Raw genomic sequence first — 20,374 nt, 5'->3', positions numbered from 1 at the left:
CCGCTCTGCGTGACGGCGGCCTCGTCCGCCCCCGGCTCAGTCCTCGTTCAGACGCCAGGTCTTCCAGACCCGGTCGAGGCGGTCGTACGCCTCGTCGAACCAGGCGTCGGGCAACGGGACGGCCACGGTCACTGTCGTCAGGGACATCGAGTCGTCCCTGATCGTGACTCGGCACCGGTCGTCGTCCTCGACTCGTTCGATGAACAGCCATGGGGCGCGGGTGCCCTCACGCCACGCGGCGTCCTGTCCGGCGTCGAGCATGTCCAGGGCCTGCTGCCACTGCCGCAGGTCCTCCGGGAAGAGCCAGGTCTCCAGGCTGCCACGGACGAAGCCTGTGTCGACCTGGAACTCCCCGGCCAGGACGTCGGTTTCGCCGGGATGCCTTCCCGTCTCCTTCCCGGTGACCCGCAGGACGACACTGTTGCCCCCGTCCTCCAGGCGGATCAGGTCGATCGGCTCCTCGACCATGAAGACACCTCCCGGCTCGTGCATGTGGTCGAACACTACGGCCTGGGCTCGGTGTCGAAGGCGACGAACCTCAGCTCCGAGGTGTAGCGCCGGCCCTCGTCGTCGGCGAGCCAGGTCTGTTCGGGGGTGGGCAGCATCTCGGTGATCGTGACGGTGCCTTCCGGGTCCTTGCGGGCCAGGCGACGCAGGGCCTTGGCGAGGATGGTGACGTAGACGGGGCTGTCGAAGTCGACGTAGAACGGCCGGGATTCGGTCGCGGAGACGACGAACACGAAGCGGGGCAGGCCCAGTTCGGTCCGCCAGTGGCGGGCGCGGACGAAGCGGCGGGCCTCGTCCTTGTCGTCGGCGAACTCCGCCCGGGCGGCGGCCACCCGCCAGGTTTCCCGGGCGACCACCAGGCGGTCCACGCTCACCCGGGGCGAGTGGTGGTCCCTGTCCGGGAGGATCCGGAACAGGTCCATCGCCAAGGTCGTCAGGACGTGGGAGAAGACGTCCGTCGCAGGGAATGCCGAGCCGTCCGGGAGCCGGACGACGAGTCCGCCGTCGCGCTCCTCCACGGTGGCGTCGGCGCTGCGGACGGTGCGGGGCCTGGCCGGGTCCGCGGTGAAGTCGGCCAGGGCCACCTGATGGTCCTCGGGCCGTACGAGGGTGTGGCGGATCCTGGCCGAGAGGCGGGAGCGGTGCTCCTTCGGGATCAGGGGCATGAGGCGCGGGCCGGGGTGGTCGCGGTCGGTGAGGCGGAGCAGTTCGTCCGGGTCGGGGTGTTGGTGGGTGAAGAGCGAGGCGCCCAACGTGTTGGCGGCGACGTGGAGTTCACCGAGGACGAGGGTGAAGTCGCCGCGCGCGACCGACTCGGCGCCGTCGGCGGCCAGCATCACGTCCGGGCTGAGATAGCGGGCGGCCGTCCAGCCGCCGCCCGTCGTCCCGAACTCCTCTCCGACCCGGGCCTCGATGTCGGCCAGTCGTACGTCCACGCGGCGGGCCCCGGCCGGCACGGCAAGAACGCGCTGCCAGCGCTCGGCAAACTCCCGCTGGAGTTCGACGGCCGCGGTGCGCGCCGGGCCGTGCAGTACGGGCAGGCACGCGAACCAGAAGGACGCCAGGTCGACCGGACCCTCGGCGGCCAGCCGTGTGTACACCTGCTGCGCCTCGGCCGTCACCGTCTCGGCGAGGCGGGAGGTGAGCCAGCCGGCGCTGTCCATGAGGGGCCGCAGCGGGCGCAGGGCGTCGAGCACGGCCGGGCCGATGCGGACGGTGGCTGCCCGGCGTGTGTCGGAGTACACCAGCGCCCGGCACGGGGCGGTCGACGCGGACTTCTCGCGCACGGCGGGGGTGTCGGTCAGCTCCACGAACGTGCGCTCCAGGCCGGTCATGGCCTCGACCAGCTCGTCGACGTCCCGGGCCGCCGCGACGCGGGCGCGGCCCTCCTCCAGCCGGTCCAGGGCCGCGAGGCCCCGGCGGCGCGGCTCGGGTGCCCCGACGGACGCCAGCCAGGAGCGCAGGGCGCGGTCCGGGTGGGTGTCGGCGGGTACCTCCAGCCGCCACACCACCCAGCGGCGGGCGACCAGGTCGTCCAGGACGGCGGGCACATCCGTGTCCGGCAGTTCGGCGGCGATGTGCCGGGCCGGGCGGGTGCCGTCGCAGCGGGCGAGGACGGCCGCGGCGTCGGCCGGGAGGGGCACCGGGCGTCGCCCCGGCACCCTGACCCGGCACCCGTCCCCGTCCCCGTCCAGGGCGACGAAGGGCACGCGCCGGGGTGCGATCCACTCGCGCAGGGCGGGGTCGGCGTCCAGGGTCTTCGCCAGCGCGTCGATTCCCCAACTGGCCCAGTAGACGGTCGAGTCGGCGATCAGGCCGTGCCCGGTGTCGAGCGTGACGCCCGGTGCGCCCGGGTCCCAGCGACCCCAGCCGACCGGGCCGAAGAAGCCGATGGTGTCGTTCTTCACGCAGAACCGCTGCCAGTAGTGGGCGACCAGCTCCTCCCGCTGCCGCGGCATGCTGCTACGGCCCTCGGCCGTCGGCGTCCAGCGCAGGAACGGGGCGATACCGGTACGCAGCACGGTCGGGTTCTGCCAGGCGACCGCCTCCCGGAAGGCGGGGACGCGGGCGATGTTCTGCAGGATGTGGGCGGTCTCCACGGCGCCCTCGGCGAAGAGGTGGGCGAAGTCCGCCCAGCGGGCGCCGTCCAGGGCGTCACCGGCGGCGAACTTGTCGGCGGCCTCGGCCAGTCCGGGCGGGGCGAGGCGCAGCACACCGTCGGCGGGGAAGCCCGGTCCGCGCAGGGCGAACTGCTCCCACAGCCGCCAGCGGCCGAGGGACGGCACGAGGTCTTCGGTCATGGCAGGGCTCTCCTCGACGAACGGGGTGGACTGTCCTGGCCTTTCCGGCCTTCCTTGCCTTGAGGGGTGCGACCCGGCGACCGCACCCCGGGGCCGTCAGGCGGCGCCGTAGTCCGTGTCCACGACCTCGGCCAGGTCGCGGGGCGTGGGGTAGGCGAAGACCAGGGAGACCGGGAGGTCCACCCCGAGTGCCTCCTGGAGTCGGCCGGTGATCTGGAAGGCGGTGAGCGAGTCGCCGCCCGCCTCGTAGAAGTCGGTGTCGGCGGTGAGGTCGGCGAGGGCCAGGACGTCCTGGAAGATGCCGACGAGCAGGTCGAGGGTGCTGGTGGCGGTGTTCGTGGTCATGACGTGTGCTCCTTCGGGTGAGGGTGGGTGAGGTGCAGGTCGTGCAGGCGGGCGGGCGTGTTGCCGCCGGAGACGACGGCCACGGCGCGTTCGCGGCGGCCGGCGCGCAGGGCGCCGGCCAGGGCCACCGCCCCGCTGGGTTCGGCGTCGATGCCGTACCTGCGCAGCAGGGCCGCGGCGGCGAGGATCTCGGCGTCGCCGACGGCGATCAGGTCGTCGACGCGGTCTCGGATGATCGGATAGGGAACGGATCCGGGGCGCTGTCCGCGCAGCCCGTCCGCCACGGTGGTGCTGGGTGCCAGCTGGACCGGATGGCCCGCGGCCAGGGAACGGGCGTAGCGAGGGGTGGCCGCCGGCTCGACGCCGACCACACGCACCGGGTGGTCGGCGGCGGCGAGGCAGACTCCCGCGAGGAGTCCGCCGCCGCCCGCCGGGACATAGACCGTCCGGGTGTCGTGGGCGTCGGCGAGCACTTCCGCGCCGACCGTGCCCTGTCCGGCGACGACCAGCGGGTGGTCGGAGGAGGGGATGAGGACGGCATCCTGCTCCCCGGCCAGGGCGCGGGCGCGTTCCTCCCGCTCGGCCACCCCGCCGCCCACCCGCACGGTCTGGGCACCCAGGGCCCGGATGGCGGCGGCCTTCGCGGGAGCCGCGCCCGCCGCCAGGACCACCGTCAGCCGGATGCCGAGCGTGCGGGCGAGCCGGGCCAGCGCGATGCCGTGGTTGCCGGAGGATCCGGTGACGACCCGGTCGGCACCCAGCGCGAGGACGGCGTTGGCGGCGCCGCGCACCTTGAACGAGCCGGCGGGCTGGAGGTGTTCGGCCTTCAGCCGCAGACGCGGGCCGTCCACCGCCGTCGCCGGGCCGGGCAGCAAGGGGGTGCGGAGGACGTACGGGGCGATGCGCTCGGCGGCGGCACGCAGGTCGGCCGGGCCGAGGGCCGGGGTGGCGGGGCCGGGGGGCCGGGCGGGGAGGGCGGAGCCCACCTCGGCCGATGCCGGGCGGCGGACGGCCTCCCCCTGGCGCACGTCGGTGGCGGTCATCCGGCGCTCCCGACTCGCCGGACGCTCCCGACTCGCCCCGCACTCCCCGCACTCCCCGCACTCCCCGCACTCCCAGCCCTCCCCGCACTCCCAGCACTCCCAGCCCTCCCCGCACTCCCCGTGTCGGCAAGGAACCTGCGGTCCGCCTTGCCGCCTCGTGTGGTGGGCAGCGTGTCGAGTCGTGCGAAGCGACGGGGCATCAGGTGCGGCGGCAGCAGACGGGCGAGATGGGCGCGCAGCGCGGTGTCCGTCGTGCCGGTCAGCTCGCCCGTGACATGGGCGAGGAGATACGCGCGGCCCCGGTCGTCGGTGTGGGGCGTGACCACGGCTCCGGTGACCGCCGGGTGGGCCAGCAGCGCGCCCTCGATCTCGGCCGGGTCGACGCGGTAGCCGCGTATCTTCACCTGCCGGTCGGTGCGGCCGGCGTAGTGCAGGCCCTCGGGTCCCCACCGACCCAGGTCGCCGGTGCGGTAGAGGCGGGCGCCGGGCGGACCGTAGGGGTCGGGCACGAAGCACTCCGCCGTACGGGCCGGCCGCCCGCCGTAGCCACGGGCCAGGCCCGCTCCGCCGATGTACACGTCGCCCACCGCTCCGTCGGCAACGGGCGCGAGGCCGGCGTCCAGGATCCGGATCACGGCTCCGGCGCGGGGCGTGCCCACCGGGTCGGCGGACGGGTCGGGCCGGGCGGGAACGGCGTACCGGGTGGTCGTCATCGTGCACTCGGTCGGGCCGTACTGGTTGACCAGCGAGCCGGGCACGAGGGAGCGGCCGCCCGCGGCGAGGAAGGGCCGCAGCGATTCCCCGCTGGACGCCACCAGGCCGACGCCCGCCAGCGGTTCGCCCGGCCCCTGCTGCCCCAGCAGGTGGGACAGGAAGGAGGGGGTGGTGCTCAGCACGGCGGTGATGCCGTGCTCGCGGACGGTGCGGACGAACTCCTCGGGGCGCAGCAGCCGGGCCCGGTCGACGATCACCAGGCGGGCGCCGGCGAGCAGCGGGGCGAAGGTGTCCCGGATCGAGGCGTCGTACCCGAGGGGTGCCGTCTGCAGGGCCACCGTGTCCTCGTCCAGGCCGAACGCGGAGGCCGTGTCGCGCAAGTAGGCGTCCAGGGCGCGGTGTTCGACCAGTACGGCACTCGGCTCCCCGGTACTGCCCGAGGTGTGGCTGACGTAGGCGAGAGCACGGGGGTCGACGGGGCCGGGCGGTGTGTGGTCCGGGGGCACCGGGTGCGGCTGGTCGAGGAGGACGGTCGGCATCCGCAGGCCCAGGGCGGGGGCCAGGCCGGAGGTGGTCAGCAGCAGGGTGGCGTCCGCGCTGCGGGTGAACGCGGCCAGCCGGTCGCGCGGTTGCCCGACGTCGAGCGTCAGGAAGGCCGCCCCGCAGCGCAGGACCGCGGCCATGGCCGCCACCGCCCGGGTGCCGTGCCCGACGGCCACGGCGCACACCGTCTCCGGGCCGACGCCGTGGGCCCGCAGGATCCGGGCCGTCTCCTCGATGTGCTGGGCGAGTCGGGCGTAGGGCACGTCACCGGACGGCGTGGTGAGCGCGATCCGCCGCGGGTGACGCCGGGCATGGGCGTCGATGTCGTCGGCTACGGTCCGCATCACGCCTCCCCGGTGCCTACGACGGTCTGGTCGACGGCCACGAAACGGAGTTCGGAGGTGTAGCGGCGGCCCTCGTCGTCGGTGAGCCAGGCCTGTTCCGGGGTGGGCAGCATCTCGCTGACCTTGAGCCGGGCCCCGGGGTCCTTGCGGGCGAGCCTGCGGGCCGCCTTGGCGAGGATGGTGACGTAGACGGGGCTGTCGAAGTCGACGTAGAACGGACGGGGTTCGGCCGGGGAGACGACGAAGACGAACCGGGGCAGTTCATGCCGGCGCTGCCAGTGCCGGGCGCGGACGAAGCGGGTGGCCTCCGCCTTCTCGTCGGCGAAGTCCACTCCGGAGACGGGGAGTTGCCAGGTCTCACGGGCCACGGTCATGCGGTCGACGGTGATACGCGGGGTGTGCTCGCCCTCCGGGCGCAGGGTGAAACGGTCCATGACGCGCTGGGTGAGCGTGTTGGCGTACACGTCGAGGAGGTCGTACGCCGTGCCGTCGGGCAGGACGGCGGTGAGCCGGCCGGCCCGGTCCTCGACGGTGACGTCCGCGCCGAGCACGGTGCGGGGCCGGTGCGGGTCGCCGGTCTGGTCGACGAGGGCGACGTAGTGGTCCTCGGGCCGGTCCAGGGCGGGGCGGCTGCGCGAGGACCACTTCAGGGGCAGTTCCTTCGGCAGCACGGGCAGCAGGCGCGGGCCGGGGAAGTCGCGGCTGGTCTCGGCGAGGAGCACGTCCCGGTCGGGGTGCTGGTACACGAACAGGGAGGCACCCATCGTGTTCAGCGCGCAGTGCATCTCCCCCAGGACCAGTTCGGTGTCGCCGCGCGCGAGGGCCTCGTCGTCCTCGGCCATCACCAGGACGTCGGGGCTGATGTACCGGGCCAGCGACCAGCCGTCGCCCGGTTCGTCGAACTCCTGCCGCACCCGCTCGGCCAGCTCCGCCGTGGACAGCCGGACCCGGCGCGCCCCCGGCGGCAGGTCGAGGACCCTCGACCACTTGGCGCGCAGTTCGGCCTGGACAGTGTCGATGAGGTCGCCGGCGTCCGGGTGCGGGGAGGGCAGGGTGTGCAGCCACAGGGAGGCGAGGTCCACGGGCGCGCCGTCGGCGTGCAGCCGGTCGTGGACGGTGCGCAGGCGGGTCCGGATGGCGTCGGCGAAGCGGTTGGTCATCCAGCGGGCGGCGGTCAGGCACAGCTGGAGCGGCTCCAGATGGGCGAGGAGTCCGGCGCCGGCCGTGGCGGTCGCCGCCCGGCGGGCGTCGGAGTACACCAACCCCCGGCAGGGCGCGGTGCGTTCGCCCTTGGCGCGCTGGGCCTCGCTGTCGGTGAGCGCGGCGAAGTCGGCTTCCAGGGCGCCGATCGCCGCGGTCAGCGCGGTGGCGTCGGCACGGGCGTCCCGTACGGCGTCCCGCCCGCGTTCCAGCACGGCGAGCCTGGCGAGCGCCCGGTCGCGGGCCGCCTCGTCGGGTACGCGCTCCAGGATGCGGCGCAGGGCGCGGTCGGGGTGGGTGGCGGCGGGGACCTCCAGCTTCCAGTGCACCCAGCGGCGGGAGACCAGTTCGCCCACGATCCGGGCCGCCTCGCCCGGATCGATGCCCAGGGCGCCGGCGATCGCGTCCGGGTGGCGGGTGCCGTCGCACAGTTCCAGCACGGCCAGCTCGGCGGCGCCGATCTGCTGGGCCGGCCGTCCCGGCACCCGCACCGCGCCGTCCGCGCCGCGTACGAAGGACACCCGGCGGGGCGGGATCCAGCGCATCAGGTCCCGGTCCTCGGCCAGCACCTTCGCGAGGGCGTCGATCGCCCAGCCGGAGAAGTACACCTCCGACGCGGCGAGGAAGCCCTGCCCGGGGTCGACGGTGACGGCCTGCGGGCCGGACAGGTCCCAGCGGCCCCAGCCGACCGGGCCGAAGAAGCCGATGGTGTCGTTCTTCACGCAGAACCGCTGCCAGTAGTGGGCGACCAGCTCCTCCCGCTGCCGCGGCATGCTGCTACGGCCCTCGGCCGTCGGCGTCCAGCGCAGGAACGGGGCGATACCGGTACGCAGCACGGCCGGGTTCTGCCAGGCCAGGGCCGCCTGGAAGCGGGGCTGGGCGGCGATCTCCTGCAGGTGGCGGGCGGTGCGTACGGCGGCCTCGGAGACGTCCTGGGCGAAGGCCTGCCACTCGGTGCCGGACAGATCCGTGTCGGGGCCGAACTTGTCGGCGGCCTCGGCCAGTCCGGGCGGGGCGAGGCGCAGGACGCCGTCGGCGGGGAAGCCCGGGCCTCGCAGCGCGAACTGTTCCCACAGCCGCCAGCCTCCGCCCGGCAGCAGGACAGGTGCGTGCTCGTCCGACATCGCGTGGCTCCTTCCGGAAAGTGGTGCGCGGGAATCGCGTGGCTCGGCCGGGCGGCAGGCGCCGCCGGGGGTGTTCCGGGTGCCGGGCTCCCCGCGACCGGTCAGCACCGTCCCGCGGTACGGCCACCCGCCACCAGAGAAGATCCGGCAGCAACGCGCGCCACCGGATCGGCGCGTTCGTCCCTGCCCGGGGTGCGCGGCCGCGGGCACGCTGACCTCGTCGGCCCCTGACCTGCGGCCGGCCCATCATCTGCGGGAGGTTCACCGTGACGCACGACAACCTGGCGACCGGTACGGGCGGCGAGGAGGCCGGGCCGGACAGCGACGACGTGTACCTCGTGGTGCGCAACGACGAGGAGCAGTACTCGATCTGGCGCGCGGACCGCGAACTGCCCGCGGGCTGGTACCCGGAGGGCCGGCGGGGCGGCCGGCAGGAGTGCCTGGACCACATCGACGTGATCTGGACGGACATGCGCCCGCTCAGCCTGCGCCGCCGGCTGGCCGGGGCTGATGTCTGAGCGCCTCCCGGGTCCGCTCCTGACCCGCCCCGCCAACGCCCCGCCGCCGGGCCGGCTCTGCCCCGCCGTGCTGGACCTGTCGGGTCTGCGGCGCCAGGCGTACGTGCCTCGGCCCCGGACGCTGGACGGGCCGTTGGAGCTGTACCAGGCTCAGGTCGGTGCCCTGGACGAACACGCGCTGCGCTGTGCGCAGGAGCTGCTGGACGCGGAGGAGCGGGCGCGTGCCCGCGCGTTCCGGCACGCCCGGGACCGGGACGCCTACGTGGTGGCGCACGCGGCACTGCGCAATGTGCTGAGCGTGTTGCTGGGCATGCGGGCCGACACGCTGCCGCTGGTGCGCGAACCGTGCGCGGGCTGCGGCGGACCGCACGGCCGGCCTGCGCTGCGGACGCCGGGTGTGCACTTCTCCCTGTCGCACAGCGGGGGACTGGTGCTGGTGGCGCTGGCCGCCGCTCCGGTCGGCGTCGACGTGGAGGGGCTGGCCACGGCGCAGGCGGTGCTGAGCGCCCAGTCCGCGCTGCACGTGGCGGAGCGGGACGAGCTGGCCCTGCTGCCCGCGCACGAGCGTCCGGCGGCGTTCACCCGGGCCTGGGTCCGCAAGGAGGCTTATCTGAAGGGGCTGGGCACGGGCTTGGTGCGCGATCCCGCGCTGGACTACGTCGGTTCCGGACCGCTGCCGGTCGCACCGGCGGCGGACTGGACCCTGCGGGACGTCCTCGTACCGGCCGGGTACGCGGCCGCCGTGGCCCTGCGCAGTCCGTAGGAGGAGCTCACCGGAGGGGAGCAGTGGGGGCCGGTCCAACGACCGGCCCCCACTGGGCTGTTCGAGCGCGACACCCGAACCTCGTGATGTTCACCTCCACGATTCCTCCATGTCTCCCCCGGAGTCACCGCGATACGATCACGCACGTGACGGCACCCGAACCGACCATCCTCGCCACCTCGGGAGGGCACCGCGTCGGCGGGCGCACCCGGGTGCTCTTCGACGCCCTGGTCCACCACGCGGTCGATCTCTCCGGCGTGCACGGCAGGCGCCCGCGGATCCTGTACGTCGGCACGGCCACGGGGGACGCGGAACACGTCACGGCGCGGGTGTCCGAGGCGGCCCGGGTGGCGGGCTTCGACCTCACGCCGCTGCAGCTGTTCCCCATGCCGAACGTCGACGACGTCGAGGGCACCGTCCTCGGCCACGACGTGGTCTGGGTGATGGGCGGCTCGGTGGCCAACCTGCTCGCCGTGTGGCGGGTGCACGGCCTGGACACCGTGATGCGCCGCGCCTGGCGGGCGGGCGTGGTGCTCGCCGGGGTGAGCGCGGGCTCCATCTGCTGGTTCCGGGGCGGCGCGACGGACTCCTACGGGCCCGAGCTGCGCCCGGTCACCGACGCCCTCGGCCTGCTGCCCTACGGCAACGGCGTGCACTACGACTCCGACGAGGGCCGGCGCCCGCTGATCCACCGCCTCGTCGCGGACGGCACCCTTCCGGCCTCCCACTGCACCGACGACGGGGTGGGGCTGGTCTACCGGGGAACCGAGCTGGTCGAGGCCGTGACGGAACTGCCGGGCAAGGGCGCCTATCTGGTCTCCCGGCAGGGCGATCGGGCGGTCGAGGAGCGCATCGAGCCGCGGCTGCTGCCGACACCGTCGTTCTGAGGCGTCTTCGCGGCGTCGGCAGGCCGGCGGCACGGCATCAGATGAGGCCGTGGCGTACCGCGTGGGCCACCGCGTGGGCGCGGTTGCGGGCCTGGAGGCGGGACATGACCTCGTAGATGACGTTCTTGACGGTGTGTTCGGAGCAGGACAGCAGCCGGGCGATGTCCGCGTTGGCGTTCCCCTCGGCCATCAGGCGCAGCACGGAGGTCTGCCGGGCCGTCAGGGCGGGATTCGCCCCGGTCGGCACCGGCGCGCCGGGCTGCGGACCGTTGGTGAGGACCTGGGACAGCACCGGGTAGGGGATGCTCCGGTACGGATGGCCGGTGCTGCGGAGGGCTGCCGTCAGGGTGTCCTCGGTGAGGTCCGCGGCTCTGAGCACGACCGCTCCGGCGCGCAGGGCCAGCATCAGGCCCCTGCGCGTGACGTTGTCGCACACGAGCAGCAGCGGACCGGGGTCACGGACCCCCCGCAGCGCCTGCTCGGCATCGTCGGCGACGATCACCGTGGGGGCGGGGGAATCGGGGCCGGGTGTCTGGTGCAGGCCGGCGCGGCGGGCGAGGGCGCGGACGCGGTCCGCGTGGCGCGGCGACAGGACGCGCATCCGGAGCGCGCCGCCGGTGGCGGGGGCGGTCAGGGCAGTCGTCACAGCAGGCCCGCCCTCAGTGCGTAGGCGACCGCGTGGGCGCGGTTGCGCAGCCGGAAGCGCTGGGTGATGTCGTGGACGACCGTGGTCACCGTGCGCGGGGAGTAGGCGAGGCGCTGGGCGATCTCCGCCGTCTCGTGCCCGTCGGCGACGAGTTGCAGGACCGAGCGCTCTCGCTCCGACAGGGCGCTGCCCGCCCAGCCGCCCGTGGCGTGCCGGGCCGATCCCGGCCGGTCGAGGACCTGTTCGAGCAGATCGGGGGGCAGGGTGCAGTCGTCCCGGGCGGCGGCCAGCACCGCGTGGGCGAGGCGCGCGGAGTCGGCCTCCCGGCGCAGCAGCAGACCGCGGGCGCCGGCGGCGAGGGCGTGCAGGGCGTCACCGGAGGCGAGGGCGCCTGCCACCAGGACGACGGCCGGGCGGTTCGGGTGGGCGCGGGTCGTGCGCACCATGTCGAGTTCGGCGGGTCCGAGCCGGTCCACGGTCAGGACCGCGACCCGTGCGTCGCCGGGCTCGCACACGGCCAGCCCCGGGCACACGAGCAGGGAACTGCGGGTGCCGGCCTCCAGCACCGGGTCGAGGGCGACCACACCGACGGGTACGGGTGCTCCCATCTGCTCTCCTTGGAAGGTCGTCCGCCCGGTCGTCAGAGTGACGGGCGGTCTGGGGTACTGCACAACACCCTGCTGCGCCGGCCGGTTCGGAGCATCGGTAGTAGTCCCCCACCTTTCCCGCCCGGTGGCTGCCTGCCCCCGGCGAAAGGCGGGAGGGATCCGGCCACGGCGGTGTAGAGCGGGTCCGGGGAGGTTGTGTGGAGGCCGGGTGGGGGTGGGGAGTGCGGGGGCACGGGGGTCGCACGCCGTCCGAAGGGCGGGTGCGGGGGCCGTACGGGCGGGTGAGCCGGGTCGTCACGAACCCGGGGCGAACTCGGCACCCGTACCTGGGGGTTACGCCGACACCCCTGCCGGCCTGCGGTTTCTTCCATCTGGGGTGGGGTCGTCCCCCAGTGGGGCGGGGGCCCCGGGAGAATATGGGGGTCACTTCCCCATGTGGGGGCGTACCGGTTCTGCGACCTTCGTCTCGTGACTGAGACCGCCAGCCTCCCGACTCCCCGGAGCGCCGGCCTGCCGCTCGACTGGTGGGCCCCGGCGCTGTCCCTCGCGGAACGGCTCGCCGCCCCGGACCTTCCCGCGGCGCCGGCCGGGCCCACCGCCGTCCGTGCCCCCTGGGCCGTCGGTGACGCGGAGGGCTTCGCCGCTCGGCTCGCCCACCTCGGAGTGGACGCGGGCACGGCGGCGGCGCTCGCGCTGGAGCCCGCCGAGCGGCTGGCGGCCCGTGCGGACAAGCCCCGTTGGGCGTACTACGTCGAACAGTCCCTGGACGCGGCCGCCGAGGAGGCGGTGGAGGGTGGCACGGACGGCGGCTCGGGACCCGATGCCTTCGCCCCCGTCGTACGGCCGCTCGTCACCCCGGCCGCCGCTCGGCTGGACAGCCTGCTGGAGGGGCTGCCGGAGGCCGAACGGGCGGTCTGGCGGGGCGCATTCGAGGAGCGGCTGACGTACCAGCTGGTCCGGCAGGCCGCGCGCACCCTGGTCCACGAACTCACCTCGGCGCGGCGGGCCGGCCGGCTGGCCGGCGCCGGACCTCGCGAGCGGTTCACCTCGTTCCTCTCCCTGACCCGCACCCGGCAGGGTCTGGGCGGGCTGTTCGCCGCCTACCCGGTGCTGGCCCGGATGCTCGGGCAGACCGCGCTGGACGCCGCCGAGGCCGCCGCCGAACTCGTACGACGGTTCCGGGCCGACCGGGACGACCTGACCGCCGGTCTCCTCGACGGCCGGGTCCCCGGCGCGCTCACCCGCGCCGACCTCGGCCTGGGTGACGCGCACCAGGGCAACCGGGCGGTCGCGATCCTGTACTTCGCGAACGGCGACCGGATCGTGTACAAGCCCCGGCCGCTGGAGCAGCACGCTCTCCTGGACGACCTGGTGGCCTGGCTGAACGCCAGGGTGAGCGGGCTCGGACTGCGCAGCCCGCGCGGTCTGCGCCGGGACGGGTACGGCTGGCTGGAGTTCGTGGAACACCGCTGGTGCCGGTCGGTGACCGAGACCGACGCCTTCTACCGGCGGCAGGGTGCGCTGCTGGCGCTGCTGTACGCGGTGGACGGTGCGGACATGCACTACGAGAACGTCATCGCCTGCGGCGACCAGCCGGTCCTGGTGGACGCCGAGACACTGCTGCACACCGGGCTCGCGCAGGCCATGACGGCCGGTGCCGACCCGGCCGCGGACGCCCTGCACGCCTCCGTGCACCGCACCTGCCTGCTGCCCCACCTGCTGATCGGCGAGCACGGGGCGCTCGACATCTCGGCGCTCGGCCGGTCCACCGACGGCACCTACCCGAGTGAGGGGCTGCGCTGGGAGGACAGCGGCACGGACACCATGCGGGCCGTGCGCGCCCCGGTGCTCAGCCCGGCCGCGCAGAACCAGCCGCTGCCCGACGGTCGTCCGCTGGACGGCGCGGACCACCGGGCCGCCCTGCTCGAGGGCTTTCGCACCGGCTACGCGGCCATCGCCGCACACGGCCGTGAACTCGTCGGCACCGACGGGCCGCTGGCCGCACGGGCGGACAGCCCGGCGCGCCTCATCGTCCGTTCGACCCGGCTGTACGCGACGCTGCTGGAGGAGTCCACCCATCCGTCGCTGCTCGGTGACGCACTGGCCCGGGAAGGTGTGTTCGCCGTCCTGTGGACCGAGTCCGAGCAGGACGAGGCGCGCCGGCGGCTCGTCGAGCACGAGACGGCGGACCTCTGGCGCGGCGACGTACCCCTGTTCGCCCATCGGCCGTCCGGGACCGGGGTCCGGGCGGCCGATGGGACCTGGCTTCCCGGTCTGCTCCCGGTGGCGAGTCTGACCGCGGTCCGGGAGAAGATCGCCCGGATGGACGAGGTGGACTGCCACGACCAGGAGTGGATCGTGGCCGCCACGCTCGCGGCCCGCGGCGCCCACGCTCCGCAGGACCGGCCCAGGTCCGAACTGACCGTGGCACCGGTGCCCGCGGTCGTGCCCGAGCCGTCCGGGCTGCTCGCCGCGGCCTGCGGGATCGCCGACGAGATCGCCGCCCGTGCGGTGCGCTCGGAAGGCCGGACCAACTGGCTGGGTCTGGAGCGGGTTTCGGGCCCGCACTGGGCGGTGCTGCCGATGGGCGCCGGACTGGCGCAGGGCTACTGCGGGGTCGCGCTGTTCCTGGCCCAGGCGGACGCGCTGGCCGGAGGCGGCAGGTACGCGCCGCTGGCCCGGGAGGCCGTGACGCCCCTGCCGGCTCTGCTGAAGGCGCTGGCCGCCGATCCCGAGTCGAGTGCCGCGGCCGGTCCCGGGGCGTACGACGGGCTCGGCGGCATCCTGTACGCCCTGGTGCGGCTGTCGGCCCTGCTGGACGGGAACCTGACGGACTGTCTGCCGGATGCACTGACCGCGCTGGGCCACGCCGTGGCGGCCTGCCCCGATCCGGGTCTGGCCGGCGGTACGGCCGGAGCGCTGGCCGCCGCGGTCGCGGTGCACGAGGCGACCGGGGCGCCCACCGCCCTGCGGCTGGCGGACGCGGTCGCGGACCGGCTGCTGGCCACGGCGGCCGACGCCGACGGGGTACCCGGATTCGCGGAAGGCGGCGCGGGCGTCGGCTCGGCGCTGCTCCGGTACGCGGCCCGCCGGCCCGGACGCGCCGCCGCGCACGCGGCCACCGCCCACGCCATGCTCCGTGCCGCGCTCCAGGAGACCCCCGCCACCGCGCAGGACCCGTCCTGGTGCTCCGGACTCGCCGGGGTGGCGGCTGCCGCCGCGGCTCACGACGTGTCCTCGCTCCGGAACCGGCTGACGGAGACCGAGGTGTACCCCGACCTGAGTCTCGGGCACGGCACCCTCGGCACGCTGGAGGCCCTGGCCGTGCTCGCCGAACGGGGTGACACGACCGCGGCCGGGACCCTCACCCGGCGCACCGGTCAGGTGCTCGCCCTCGTCGAGGCTCAGGGCCACCGATGTGCCACTCCCGACCACGTGCCCTCCCCCGGGCTGCTGACCGGACTGTCCGGCATCGGCTACGGCCTGCTCCGCCTGGCCCGCCCCGAGTCCGTCCCCTCCGCTCTGCTGCTGGGACATCCTGATCACCGACCGATCCACTGACCGACCCACGCACCTTCGCTCGACCGCTCGTCAGCACCATGGGCTTCCTCCACCTCCCACCCCGTGCTCGCCCGCACGGGTCTTCCGAAGGGGATCACCGTCATGGACAAGCAGCTCACCACCACCGCCGACGCCGACGTCACCGAGGCCGCCGCCGTCGAGCAGGACGCGGCGGGCGGGATCGCCCTCAAGGGCCGCAACCGCGCCTGCGCCCGCGCCCGTGTGCTGGCCGGGATGGTGCTGACCAGCGGGATCGTCATCACGCTGAGCACACTGGACACCTCGGTCTCCGCCCCGCGGTGACGCCTCGTCGGCAGTGACACCCAGCGGTGGTGCGGGCCCCTTCGGCGGGGCCCGCACCATCGCTTTCGCACGGGAACCGGAACGTGTGCGGGCGACATGCCACACGTCCCGAAATTCCGATTATCATCTGCGTTCATGCGTTCCCATGCGCTTTCCTTGGTCGGGCGGGATTCCCAACTGGGCTTGCTTGAGCGTGCCTTGTCCGACGCCGGGCAGGGTCGCGGTGGTGTCGTCTTCCTGGTCGGCGAGGCCGGGGTCGGCAAGTCACGCCTGGCGGCAGAGGCCGTGGGCGGCGCTCTCGGGTCCGGGATGCGGGTGCTGCGCGGCCGCAGCAGCACGACGGGTCCGGCCGTGCCGTTCCGGCCGCTCACCGAGGCACTGATGTCGCTGTTCCGCAGCGGCGAACCCCTCGACGACCTGGTCCTCGGGCCCTACCGCCCGGTCCTCGGGCAGCTGATTCCCGACTGGGACACCGGGGAGCGGGAGAGCAGCTCGATGGTGATCCTGGGCGAGGCGGTCCTGCGTCTGCTCATCGCCGCCGCCCGCGGCCAGGGCCAGCTCCTACTGCTGGAGGACCTGCACGACGCCGACCCGGAGACGCTCGGCGTCCTCGAGTACCTGGTGGACAACCTGGAGTACACGCCGGTCCTGCTGCTGGCCACCGTGCGGACGGACTTCAGCGACGCCCTGGACCTGGCGCAGTCGGCCCGCCGGCGCGGCGCCGCCAGCCTGGTCGAACTGCCGCCGCTGACCCGCCCCCAGGTGCACGACATGATCGCGGCCCAGCTCGGCGTGCCCGCCCCCGACGAGGTGCCCGAACCGGTCCTGCGGCGGCTGTGGGAGGACAGCGCGGGCAGCCCGTACCTCGTCGAGGAGCTGCTGCAGTCCATGATCGGGGCCGGCACGCTGGTGCAGGGCCCGGACGGCTGGCGGGCGGTCGGGGATCTACGCAGTGACGTTTCATCCACGCTGGCCCGCGGCATCCTCCGCCGTATCGACCGGCTGGGCGCACAGGGCCTCACCCTGCTGTCGGCGGCCGCCGTCCTCGGCCGGCGCTTCCCGCTGACCGTGCTGCAGCGTATGACCGGCATCGACGACCGTGCCCTGCTCAGCCACCTGCACGCGGGCGTGGCCGCCCGGCTGGTGCTGCCCGACGAGCCCGCCCCGGACTGGTACTCCTTCCGCCACTCCCTCACCGTGGAGGCCCTGTTCACCCAGATGACGCCCGGCCAGCGGGCCGAGCTGGCCCGGCGGGGCGCCGAGGCGGTCGAGGGGCTGCACCCCGAACTCGCCGGTGACTGGTGTGCGTTGGCCGCGGGGCTGCGTTGCGAGGCCGGTGACACCGCCGAGGCTGGGCGGCTGTTCGCCGAGGCCGGCGGGCGGGCGCTGGCGGCGGGCGCGCTGGGCTCGGCGGTCACCCTGCTCAGCCGGGCCGAGGACCTGCTGGCGAACGGCAGCGACCCGCAGGCCCGGGCCGGGGTGCTCGAACACCTGCTGCCGGCGCTCGCAGAGTCCGGGGACTTCGCCCGCGCCTTCGACCTGGCCGAGGACCTCCATGTGCTCGACGGCTCCGGACTGAGCGCGGCCCGGCTGGCGACCCTGCACACCCGGCTGGCCAAGGTCGCCCACACGGCCGGCCGCTGGAGCGACGGCAACCGGCAGATAACCCGGGCCCGGAAGGTGCTGGCGGCGGCCCCGGACGACGCGACCGCGGCGGCCGTCGACGTCACCGCCGCCTATCTCGCCCTGGACACGCCCGGCCCCGACCGCACCCAGCACGCCGAGAAGCTGGCCCGCTCGGCCGCCGACACCGCCGAGCGGTACGGTCTGCCCGTCGTCGCCTGCCAGGCCCGGGAGCTGCTCGCCACCGTGGCCCGCGAACGGGACCCGGAGGAGTCGCAGGCGATGCTGGAGCAGGCCCTGGCCACGGCCGAGCGGCACCGGCTGCCGTTGCAGCGCATGTACGCGGCGACCCGGATGGGCGGCAACGTCTGGCTGGCCGAGGGCGACACCTCGGGCCTGCTGGCGGCCCGGGCGGAGGCCCTGCGGCTCGGCTCGGTCAACATCGTGCACACGGTGGAGGGCATCCTCGTCCTCGACAGTGTGCTGCGCGGCAGCTACGACACCGCCCGCGAGGCCGCCGCCGAGTGCCTGGTGGTCGTGCGCAGGCTGCGGCTCGCCCCCGCGGTGCGCTACGTCCTCATGGCGCAGGCCACATTGGAGGCGCACCTGGGCGACCGTACGGCGATGGAGGCGGCGCTGGCCGCGTTCGCCGAGTGGGACGGGTCCGGTTCACAGGAGGAGCCGCTCTGCTTCGGCCTGGCCCGCGCCTTCTGCGCGCTGATGGAGGAGGACCGCGAGCTGGGCCGGGCGGAGCTGCGCGAGGTGCTGGCCCTGGAGGCCGGCAACCCGTCCACCTACCACCTCAGCGGCACCCACGGCCTCGTCCTGCTGCTGGACCTGCTCGCCGGGGAAGCGGACCGGGCCCGGCACGAGGAGATCACCGCCACCGCGGTCGCCCGGATGCGCTGGAACCGTCAGTTCGTGATGCTCGCCGACGCCGTGCTGCTGGGCCGCGAGGGCGAGGGCGCTCGCGCCGCCGCCACGGTCGAGGCGGCGCTGGCGGTGGCGGAGCCGTATCCGATGGCGCAGCATCTCGGGCTGCGGCTGATCGCGGACGCGGCGCACCAGGACGGCTGGGGCGATCCGGTGGGGTGGCTGCGGCGGGCGGAGCACTACTTCCACGAACGGGACGTGGCGGCCGTCGCGGGCGCCTGCCGGGCCGCGCTGCGCCGGCTCGGCGCTCCCGTGCACCAGCACCGCTCGGGCACCAGCGGCATCCCCGAGCATCTGCGCGCGCAGGGCGTCACCGTCCGGGAGTTCGAGGTCTTCCGGCTGCTCGCGGAGCGGCTCAGCAACAAGGACATCGCGGACCGCCTGTTCATCTCGCCGCGCACGGCCGAGAAGCACATCGCGAGCCTCATGACGAAGACGGGAGCGGTCAACCGCGCGGACCTGTGCGCCCGGTCGGCCGCGCTGCGAACCGTCTGACGCCGTCCGGCGTCCCTAGTTGTCGTCCGGCCTCTGTCCCGGTCCCGGGCGGACCACTCATCCCATGCGAGGACACATGCTCATACGTTCCGCCGTCACCGCCCTTTCGGGCGCGCTGGTCCTGTCCGCCCTCACCGTGACGACGGCCGACGCCGACTCCGGCCAGGGGGACACCCACATCGTCAAGGTCGTCGTCAACGGCGGAAAGCCGGTCGTGGTCGGCGCCACCGGCTACAAGACCTTCACGCTGAGCATCACCGCGGCCGACAACTCGGGGATCATGGATGCCTTCGGATGGGTCTACCACGGCTCGTTCGACAACCCCGACGGCCATGCGGGGCCCGGCTCCGACACCCCGATGGCCTGCTCCCCCGACCCCATCAGCGAGAGCACCTCCACCTGCACCACCGACATCACCATCGGCCCCCGTACGGCCCACGACAACTCCACCGCCGGCACCTGGCACGTCTGGACCTCGGTGGACGCCAACGACAGCGACTACATCAACCTGGACAGCGCGAGCACCTTCCTGATGAAACGTTCCGCCCGGCTGACCGCCGACGCCTCTCCCGAGCCGGTGGCCGCGGGCGAGGCCCTCACCGTCAAGGGCGCGCTGACCCGGGCCAACTGGGACCGCGGAACCTACGACGGCTATGCGGGCCAGAAGGTGAAGCTGCAGTTCCGCAAGGCCGGAAGGACCACCTACACCACGGTGAAGACCGTGACCAGCGGAACCGGCGGGGCCCTGAAGACCACGGCGACGGCCACCGCGGACGGCTACTGGCGCTGGAGCTTCGCGGGGACCGGTACGACGGGGTCGGCCAACGCCCCCGGTGACTACGTGAACGTCACCTGAGCCTCGGCCGGCCTCCGCCTCACCACCCGGGACAAGGCCACGTCCGCCGGGTCAGGATGGCGCTCGTCACCTGACCCGGCACGAAGTCCTGGGCGTCGCACGGGGACGCGGCCGTGCGGTCGGCGCGGAAGGCGCTCGGGGTGCGGCCCGTCATCGCCTTGAACGTGCGGTCGAAGTGCGGCTGGTCGTGGTAGCCGGCCTGCGCGGCCGCGTCGGCCCAGCTCGCTCCGGCCTCCTTCAGCCGCAGGGCCGCCTGCAGCCGCATCACCTGTGCCGCGCCCTTCGGGGTCAGCCCGGTCTGGGAGCGGAAGCGCCGTTCGAGGTGGCGACGGCTCCAGCCGGTCCGGGCGGCGAGTTCCTCCACCCGTACCCGCCCGTCCGTGTCCTGGAGGGTGCGCCAGGCCCAGGCCACCTCGGGGCTGGCGGCGGGGCCCGATTCCAGTGCGGCCCGCAGCAGCCGGTCCAGCAGTGCGAACCGGCCGCGCCAGTCCGGGACTTCGGCCAGCCGGGCGGGGAGGCCGGACCAGGGTGCGCGGCAGAGGTCGTCCGGACGCACGCACCGCTGCGCCCACTCGGACATGGGCACCCCGAACAGCCGGTAGGCGGTGAGCGGGGTGAGCAGCACGGTCACCCCGTGGATGCCGCCGGTGTGCTCGCCGATCGCGGCGGTGGTCCGGACGCCGTTGGCGACGGAGGCGGCGCAGTACGAGCGGGCCGGGTCGGACGGGTCCAGCACGCGCAGGCTGTCACCGAAGCCCAGCATCACCTTCACGACCCCGTCGGGCACCAGCAGTCTGCGCCGCGCTCCGATCGCGTCGAAGCGGAAGCCCCGATAGCCGAGTACCTGGTCGCGCAGGCCCGTCGCCGCCGGGCACGCGAGAAATTCGTGCATGAGCCGATCCCCCCTCGATCGACGCGGACACGGCAGCGAGCCTAGGGGTTTCGGGGGACGAGCGGGTCAATCGGCAAGTAGTTGGCCGATATCCGGCGTCAGGGACGCACGGGTCGCATTCGTACAAGCCGCGGTCCGGCCGCCCCGGCGACGCTTGCCCGGCACGGCC

At 74.5% G+C, this 20,374-nt stretch carries 16 protein-coding genes; 7 read left to right on the top strand and 9 right to left on the bottom strand.

Annotated features, from left to right (window positions below; genetic code table 11):
• Positions 1-36: 36 nt before the first annotated feature.
• The 6 genes from FB157_RS34075 to FB157_RS34050 form a co-directional block, all read right to left on the bottom strand.
• Positions 37-492: a DUF5959 family protein gene (locus tag FB157_RS34075; RefSeq protein ID WP_261386713.1), complete on the bottom strand. Its 456-nt coding sequence runs from the start codon at positions 490-492 to the stop codon at positions 37-39.
• Positions 493-503: 11 nt separating this feature from the next.
• Complete coding sequence (locus FB157_RS34070; RefSeq protein ID WP_145884537.1) at positions 504-2,807, bottom strand: lantibiotic dehydratase; 2,304 nt, start codon at positions 2,805-2,807, stop codon at positions 504-506.
• A gap of 96 nt (positions 2,808-2,903) precedes the next feature.
• A complete protein-coding gene (locus FB157_RS34065) occupies positions 2,904-3,152 on the bottom strand; it encodes an acyl carrier protein (RefSeq protein ID WP_145884536.1) in 249 nt (82 codons plus the stop codon).
• A complete protein-coding gene (locus FB157_RS34060) occupies positions 3,149-4,195 on the bottom strand; it encodes a threonine/serine dehydratase (RefSeq protein ID WP_145884535.1) in 1,047 nt (348 codons plus the stop codon). Before FB157_RS34060 ends, FB157_RS34065 begins: the two co-directional genes overlap by 4 nt.
• On the bottom strand, positions 4,192-5,796 hold the full coding sequence (locus FB157_RS34055) for an amino acid adenylation domain-containing protein (protein WP_145884534.1): 1,605 nt from the start codon (positions 5,794-5,796) through the stop codon (positions 4,192-4,194). The genes FB157_RS34060 and FB157_RS34055 overlap by 4 nt, the downstream gene beginning before the upstream one ends.
• The gene (locus FB157_RS34050) at positions 5,796-8,120 is read right to left on the bottom strand and encodes a lantibiotic dehydratase (RefSeq protein ID WP_145884533.1); all 2,325 of its coding nucleotides are present in this window, start codon (positions 8,118-8,120) and stop codon (positions 5,796-5,798) included. The genes FB157_RS34055 and FB157_RS34050 overlap by 1 nt, the downstream gene beginning before the upstream one ends.
• A gap of 281 nt (positions 8,121-8,401) precedes the next feature.
• Between FB157_RS34050 and FB157_RS34045 the strand changes: the two genes are divergently transcribed.
• The 3 genes from FB157_RS34045 to FB157_RS34035 all read left to right on the top strand — a co-directional run bounded on the left by FB157_RS34045 (position 8,402) and on the right by FB157_RS34035 (position 10,288).
• Complete coding sequence (locus tag FB157_RS34045) at positions 8,402-8,638, top strand: MbtH family NRPS accessory protein (protein WP_145884624.1); 237 nt, start codon at positions 8,402-8,404, stop codon at positions 8,636-8,638.
• Positions 8,631-9,401, top strand: coding sequence for a 4'-phosphopantetheinyl transferase superfamily protein (locus FB157_RS34040; protein WP_145884532.1), 771 nt, complete (start codon positions 8,631-8,633; stop codon positions 9,399-9,401). Before FB157_RS34045 ends, FB157_RS34040 begins: the two co-directional genes overlap by 8 nt.
• Positions 9,402-9,547: 146 nt before the next feature.
• Positions 9,548-10,288, top strand: a complete 741-nt coding sequence (locus FB157_RS34035; protein WP_145884531.1) for a peptidase E — start codon at positions 9,548-9,550, stop codon at positions 10,286-10,288.
• A gap of 37 nt (positions 10,289-10,325) precedes the next feature.
• On the opposite strand, the gene FB157_RS34030 is transcribed toward FB157_RS34035, so the two are convergent.
• Complete coding sequence (locus tag FB157_RS34030; RefSeq protein WP_261386712.1) at positions 10,326-10,934, bottom strand: response regulator transcription factor; 609 nt, start codon at positions 10,932-10,934, stop codon at positions 10,326-10,328.
• Positions 10,931-11,542, bottom strand: a complete 612-nt coding sequence (locus FB157_RS34025; protein ID WP_145884530.1) for a response regulator transcription factor — start codon at positions 11,540-11,542, stop codon at positions 10,931-10,933. The genes FB157_RS34030 and FB157_RS34025 overlap by 4 nt, the downstream gene beginning before the upstream one ends.
• 468 nt (positions 11,543-12,010) lie before the next feature.
• Between FB157_RS34025 and FB157_RS34020 the strand changes: the two genes are divergently transcribed.
• The 4 genes from FB157_RS34020 (at position 12,011) to FB157_RS34005 (ending at position 19,313) form a co-directional block, all read left to right on the top strand.
• Positions 12,011-15,103 carry a type 2 lanthipeptide synthetase LanM family protein gene (locus tag FB157_RS34020; protein ID WP_145884529.1) on the top strand — a complete coding sequence of 1,031 codons (3,093 nt, stop codon included), beginning with the start codon at positions 12,011-12,013 and terminating at the stop codon, positions 15,101-15,103.
• Positions 15,104-15,205: 102 nt separating this feature from the next.
• Positions 15,206-15,406: a hypothetical protein gene (locus FB157_RS34015; protein ID WP_145884528.1), complete on the top strand. Its 201-nt coding sequence runs from the start codon at positions 15,206-15,208 to the stop codon at positions 15,404-15,406.
• 96 nt (positions 15,407-15,502) lie between these two features.
• Positions 15,503-18,457: an AAA family ATPase gene (locus FB157_RS34010; protein ID WP_315903858.1), complete on the top strand. Its 2,955-nt coding sequence runs from the start codon at positions 15,503-15,505 to the stop codon at positions 18,455-18,457.
• 76 nt (positions 18,458-18,533) lie between these two features.
• Complete coding sequence (locus tag FB157_RS34005; protein WP_145884526.1) at positions 18,534-19,313, top strand: calcium-binding protein; 780 nt, start codon at positions 18,534-18,536, stop codon at positions 19,311-19,313.
• Between the two features lie 19 nt (positions 19,314-19,332).
• Here the strand turns inward: FB157_RS34005 and FB157_RS34000 are convergent, their stop codons facing one another.
• Positions 19,333-20,205, bottom strand: a complete 873-nt coding sequence (locus tag FB157_RS34000; protein ID WP_145884525.1) for an AraC family transcriptional regulator — start codon at positions 20,203-20,205, stop codon at positions 19,333-19,335.
• Positions 20,206-20,374 lie beyond the last annotated feature (169 nt).

The sequence above is a fragment of the Streptomyces sp. BK340 genome (assembly GCF_007827595.1).
Lineage (GTDB): Bacteria > Actinomycetota > Actinomycetes > Streptomycetales > Streptomycetaceae > Streptomyces.
The sequence above is the reverse complement of the archived record's forward strand: the minus strand, read 5'-3'. Positions and strand labels throughout refer to the sequence as shown.

Bases quoted from the DNA above. Each gene is read 5' to 3' on its own strand.
- FB157_RS34005 (WP_145884526.1), top strand. From the start codon at position 18,534: ATGCTCATACGTTCCGCCGTCACCGCCCTTTCGGGCGCGCTGGTCCTG.
- FB157_RS34015 (WP_145884528.1), top strand. From the start codon at position 15,206: ATGGACAAGCAGCTCACCACCACCGCCGACGCCGACGTCACCGAGGCC.
- FB157_RS34010 (WP_315903858.1), top strand. From the start codon at position 15,503: ATGCCACACGTCCCGAAATTCCGATTATCATCTGCGTTCATGCGTTCC.
- FB157_RS34025 (WP_145884530.1), bottom strand. From the start codon at position 11,542: ATGGGAGCACCCGTACCCGTCGGTGTGGTCGCCCTCGACCCGGTGCTG.
- FB157_RS34060 (WP_145884535.1), bottom strand. From the start codon at position 4,195: ATGACCGCCACCGACGTGCGCCAGGGGGAGGCCGTCCGCCGCCCGGCA.
- FB157_RS34075 (WP_261386713.1), bottom strand. From the start codon at position 492: ATGCACGAGCCGGGAGGTGTCTTCATGGTCGAGGAGCCGATCGACCTG.
- FB157_RS34040 (WP_145884532.1), top strand. From the start codon at position 8,631: ATGTCTGAGCGCCTCCCGGGTCCGCTCCTGACCCGCCCCGCCAACGCC.
- FB157_RS34070 (WP_145884537.1), bottom strand. From the start codon at position 2,807: ATGACCGAAGACCTCGTGCCGTCCCTCGGCCGCTGGCGGCTGTGGGAG.
- FB157_RS34000 (WP_145884525.1), bottom strand. From the start codon at position 20,205: ATGCACGAATTTCTCGCGTGCCCGGCGGCGACGGGCCTGCGCGACCAG.
- FB157_RS34055 (WP_145884534.1), bottom strand. From the start codon at position 5,796: ATGCGGACCGTAGCCGACGACATCGACGCCCATGCCCGGCGTCACCCG.
- FB157_RS34050 (WP_145884533.1), bottom strand. From the start codon at position 8,120: ATGTCGGACGAGCACGCACCTGTCCTGCTGCCGGGCGGAGGCTGGCGG.
- FB157_RS34065 (WP_145884536.1), bottom strand. From the start codon at position 3,152: ATGACCACGAACACCGCCACCAGCACCCTCGACCTGCTCGTCGGCATC.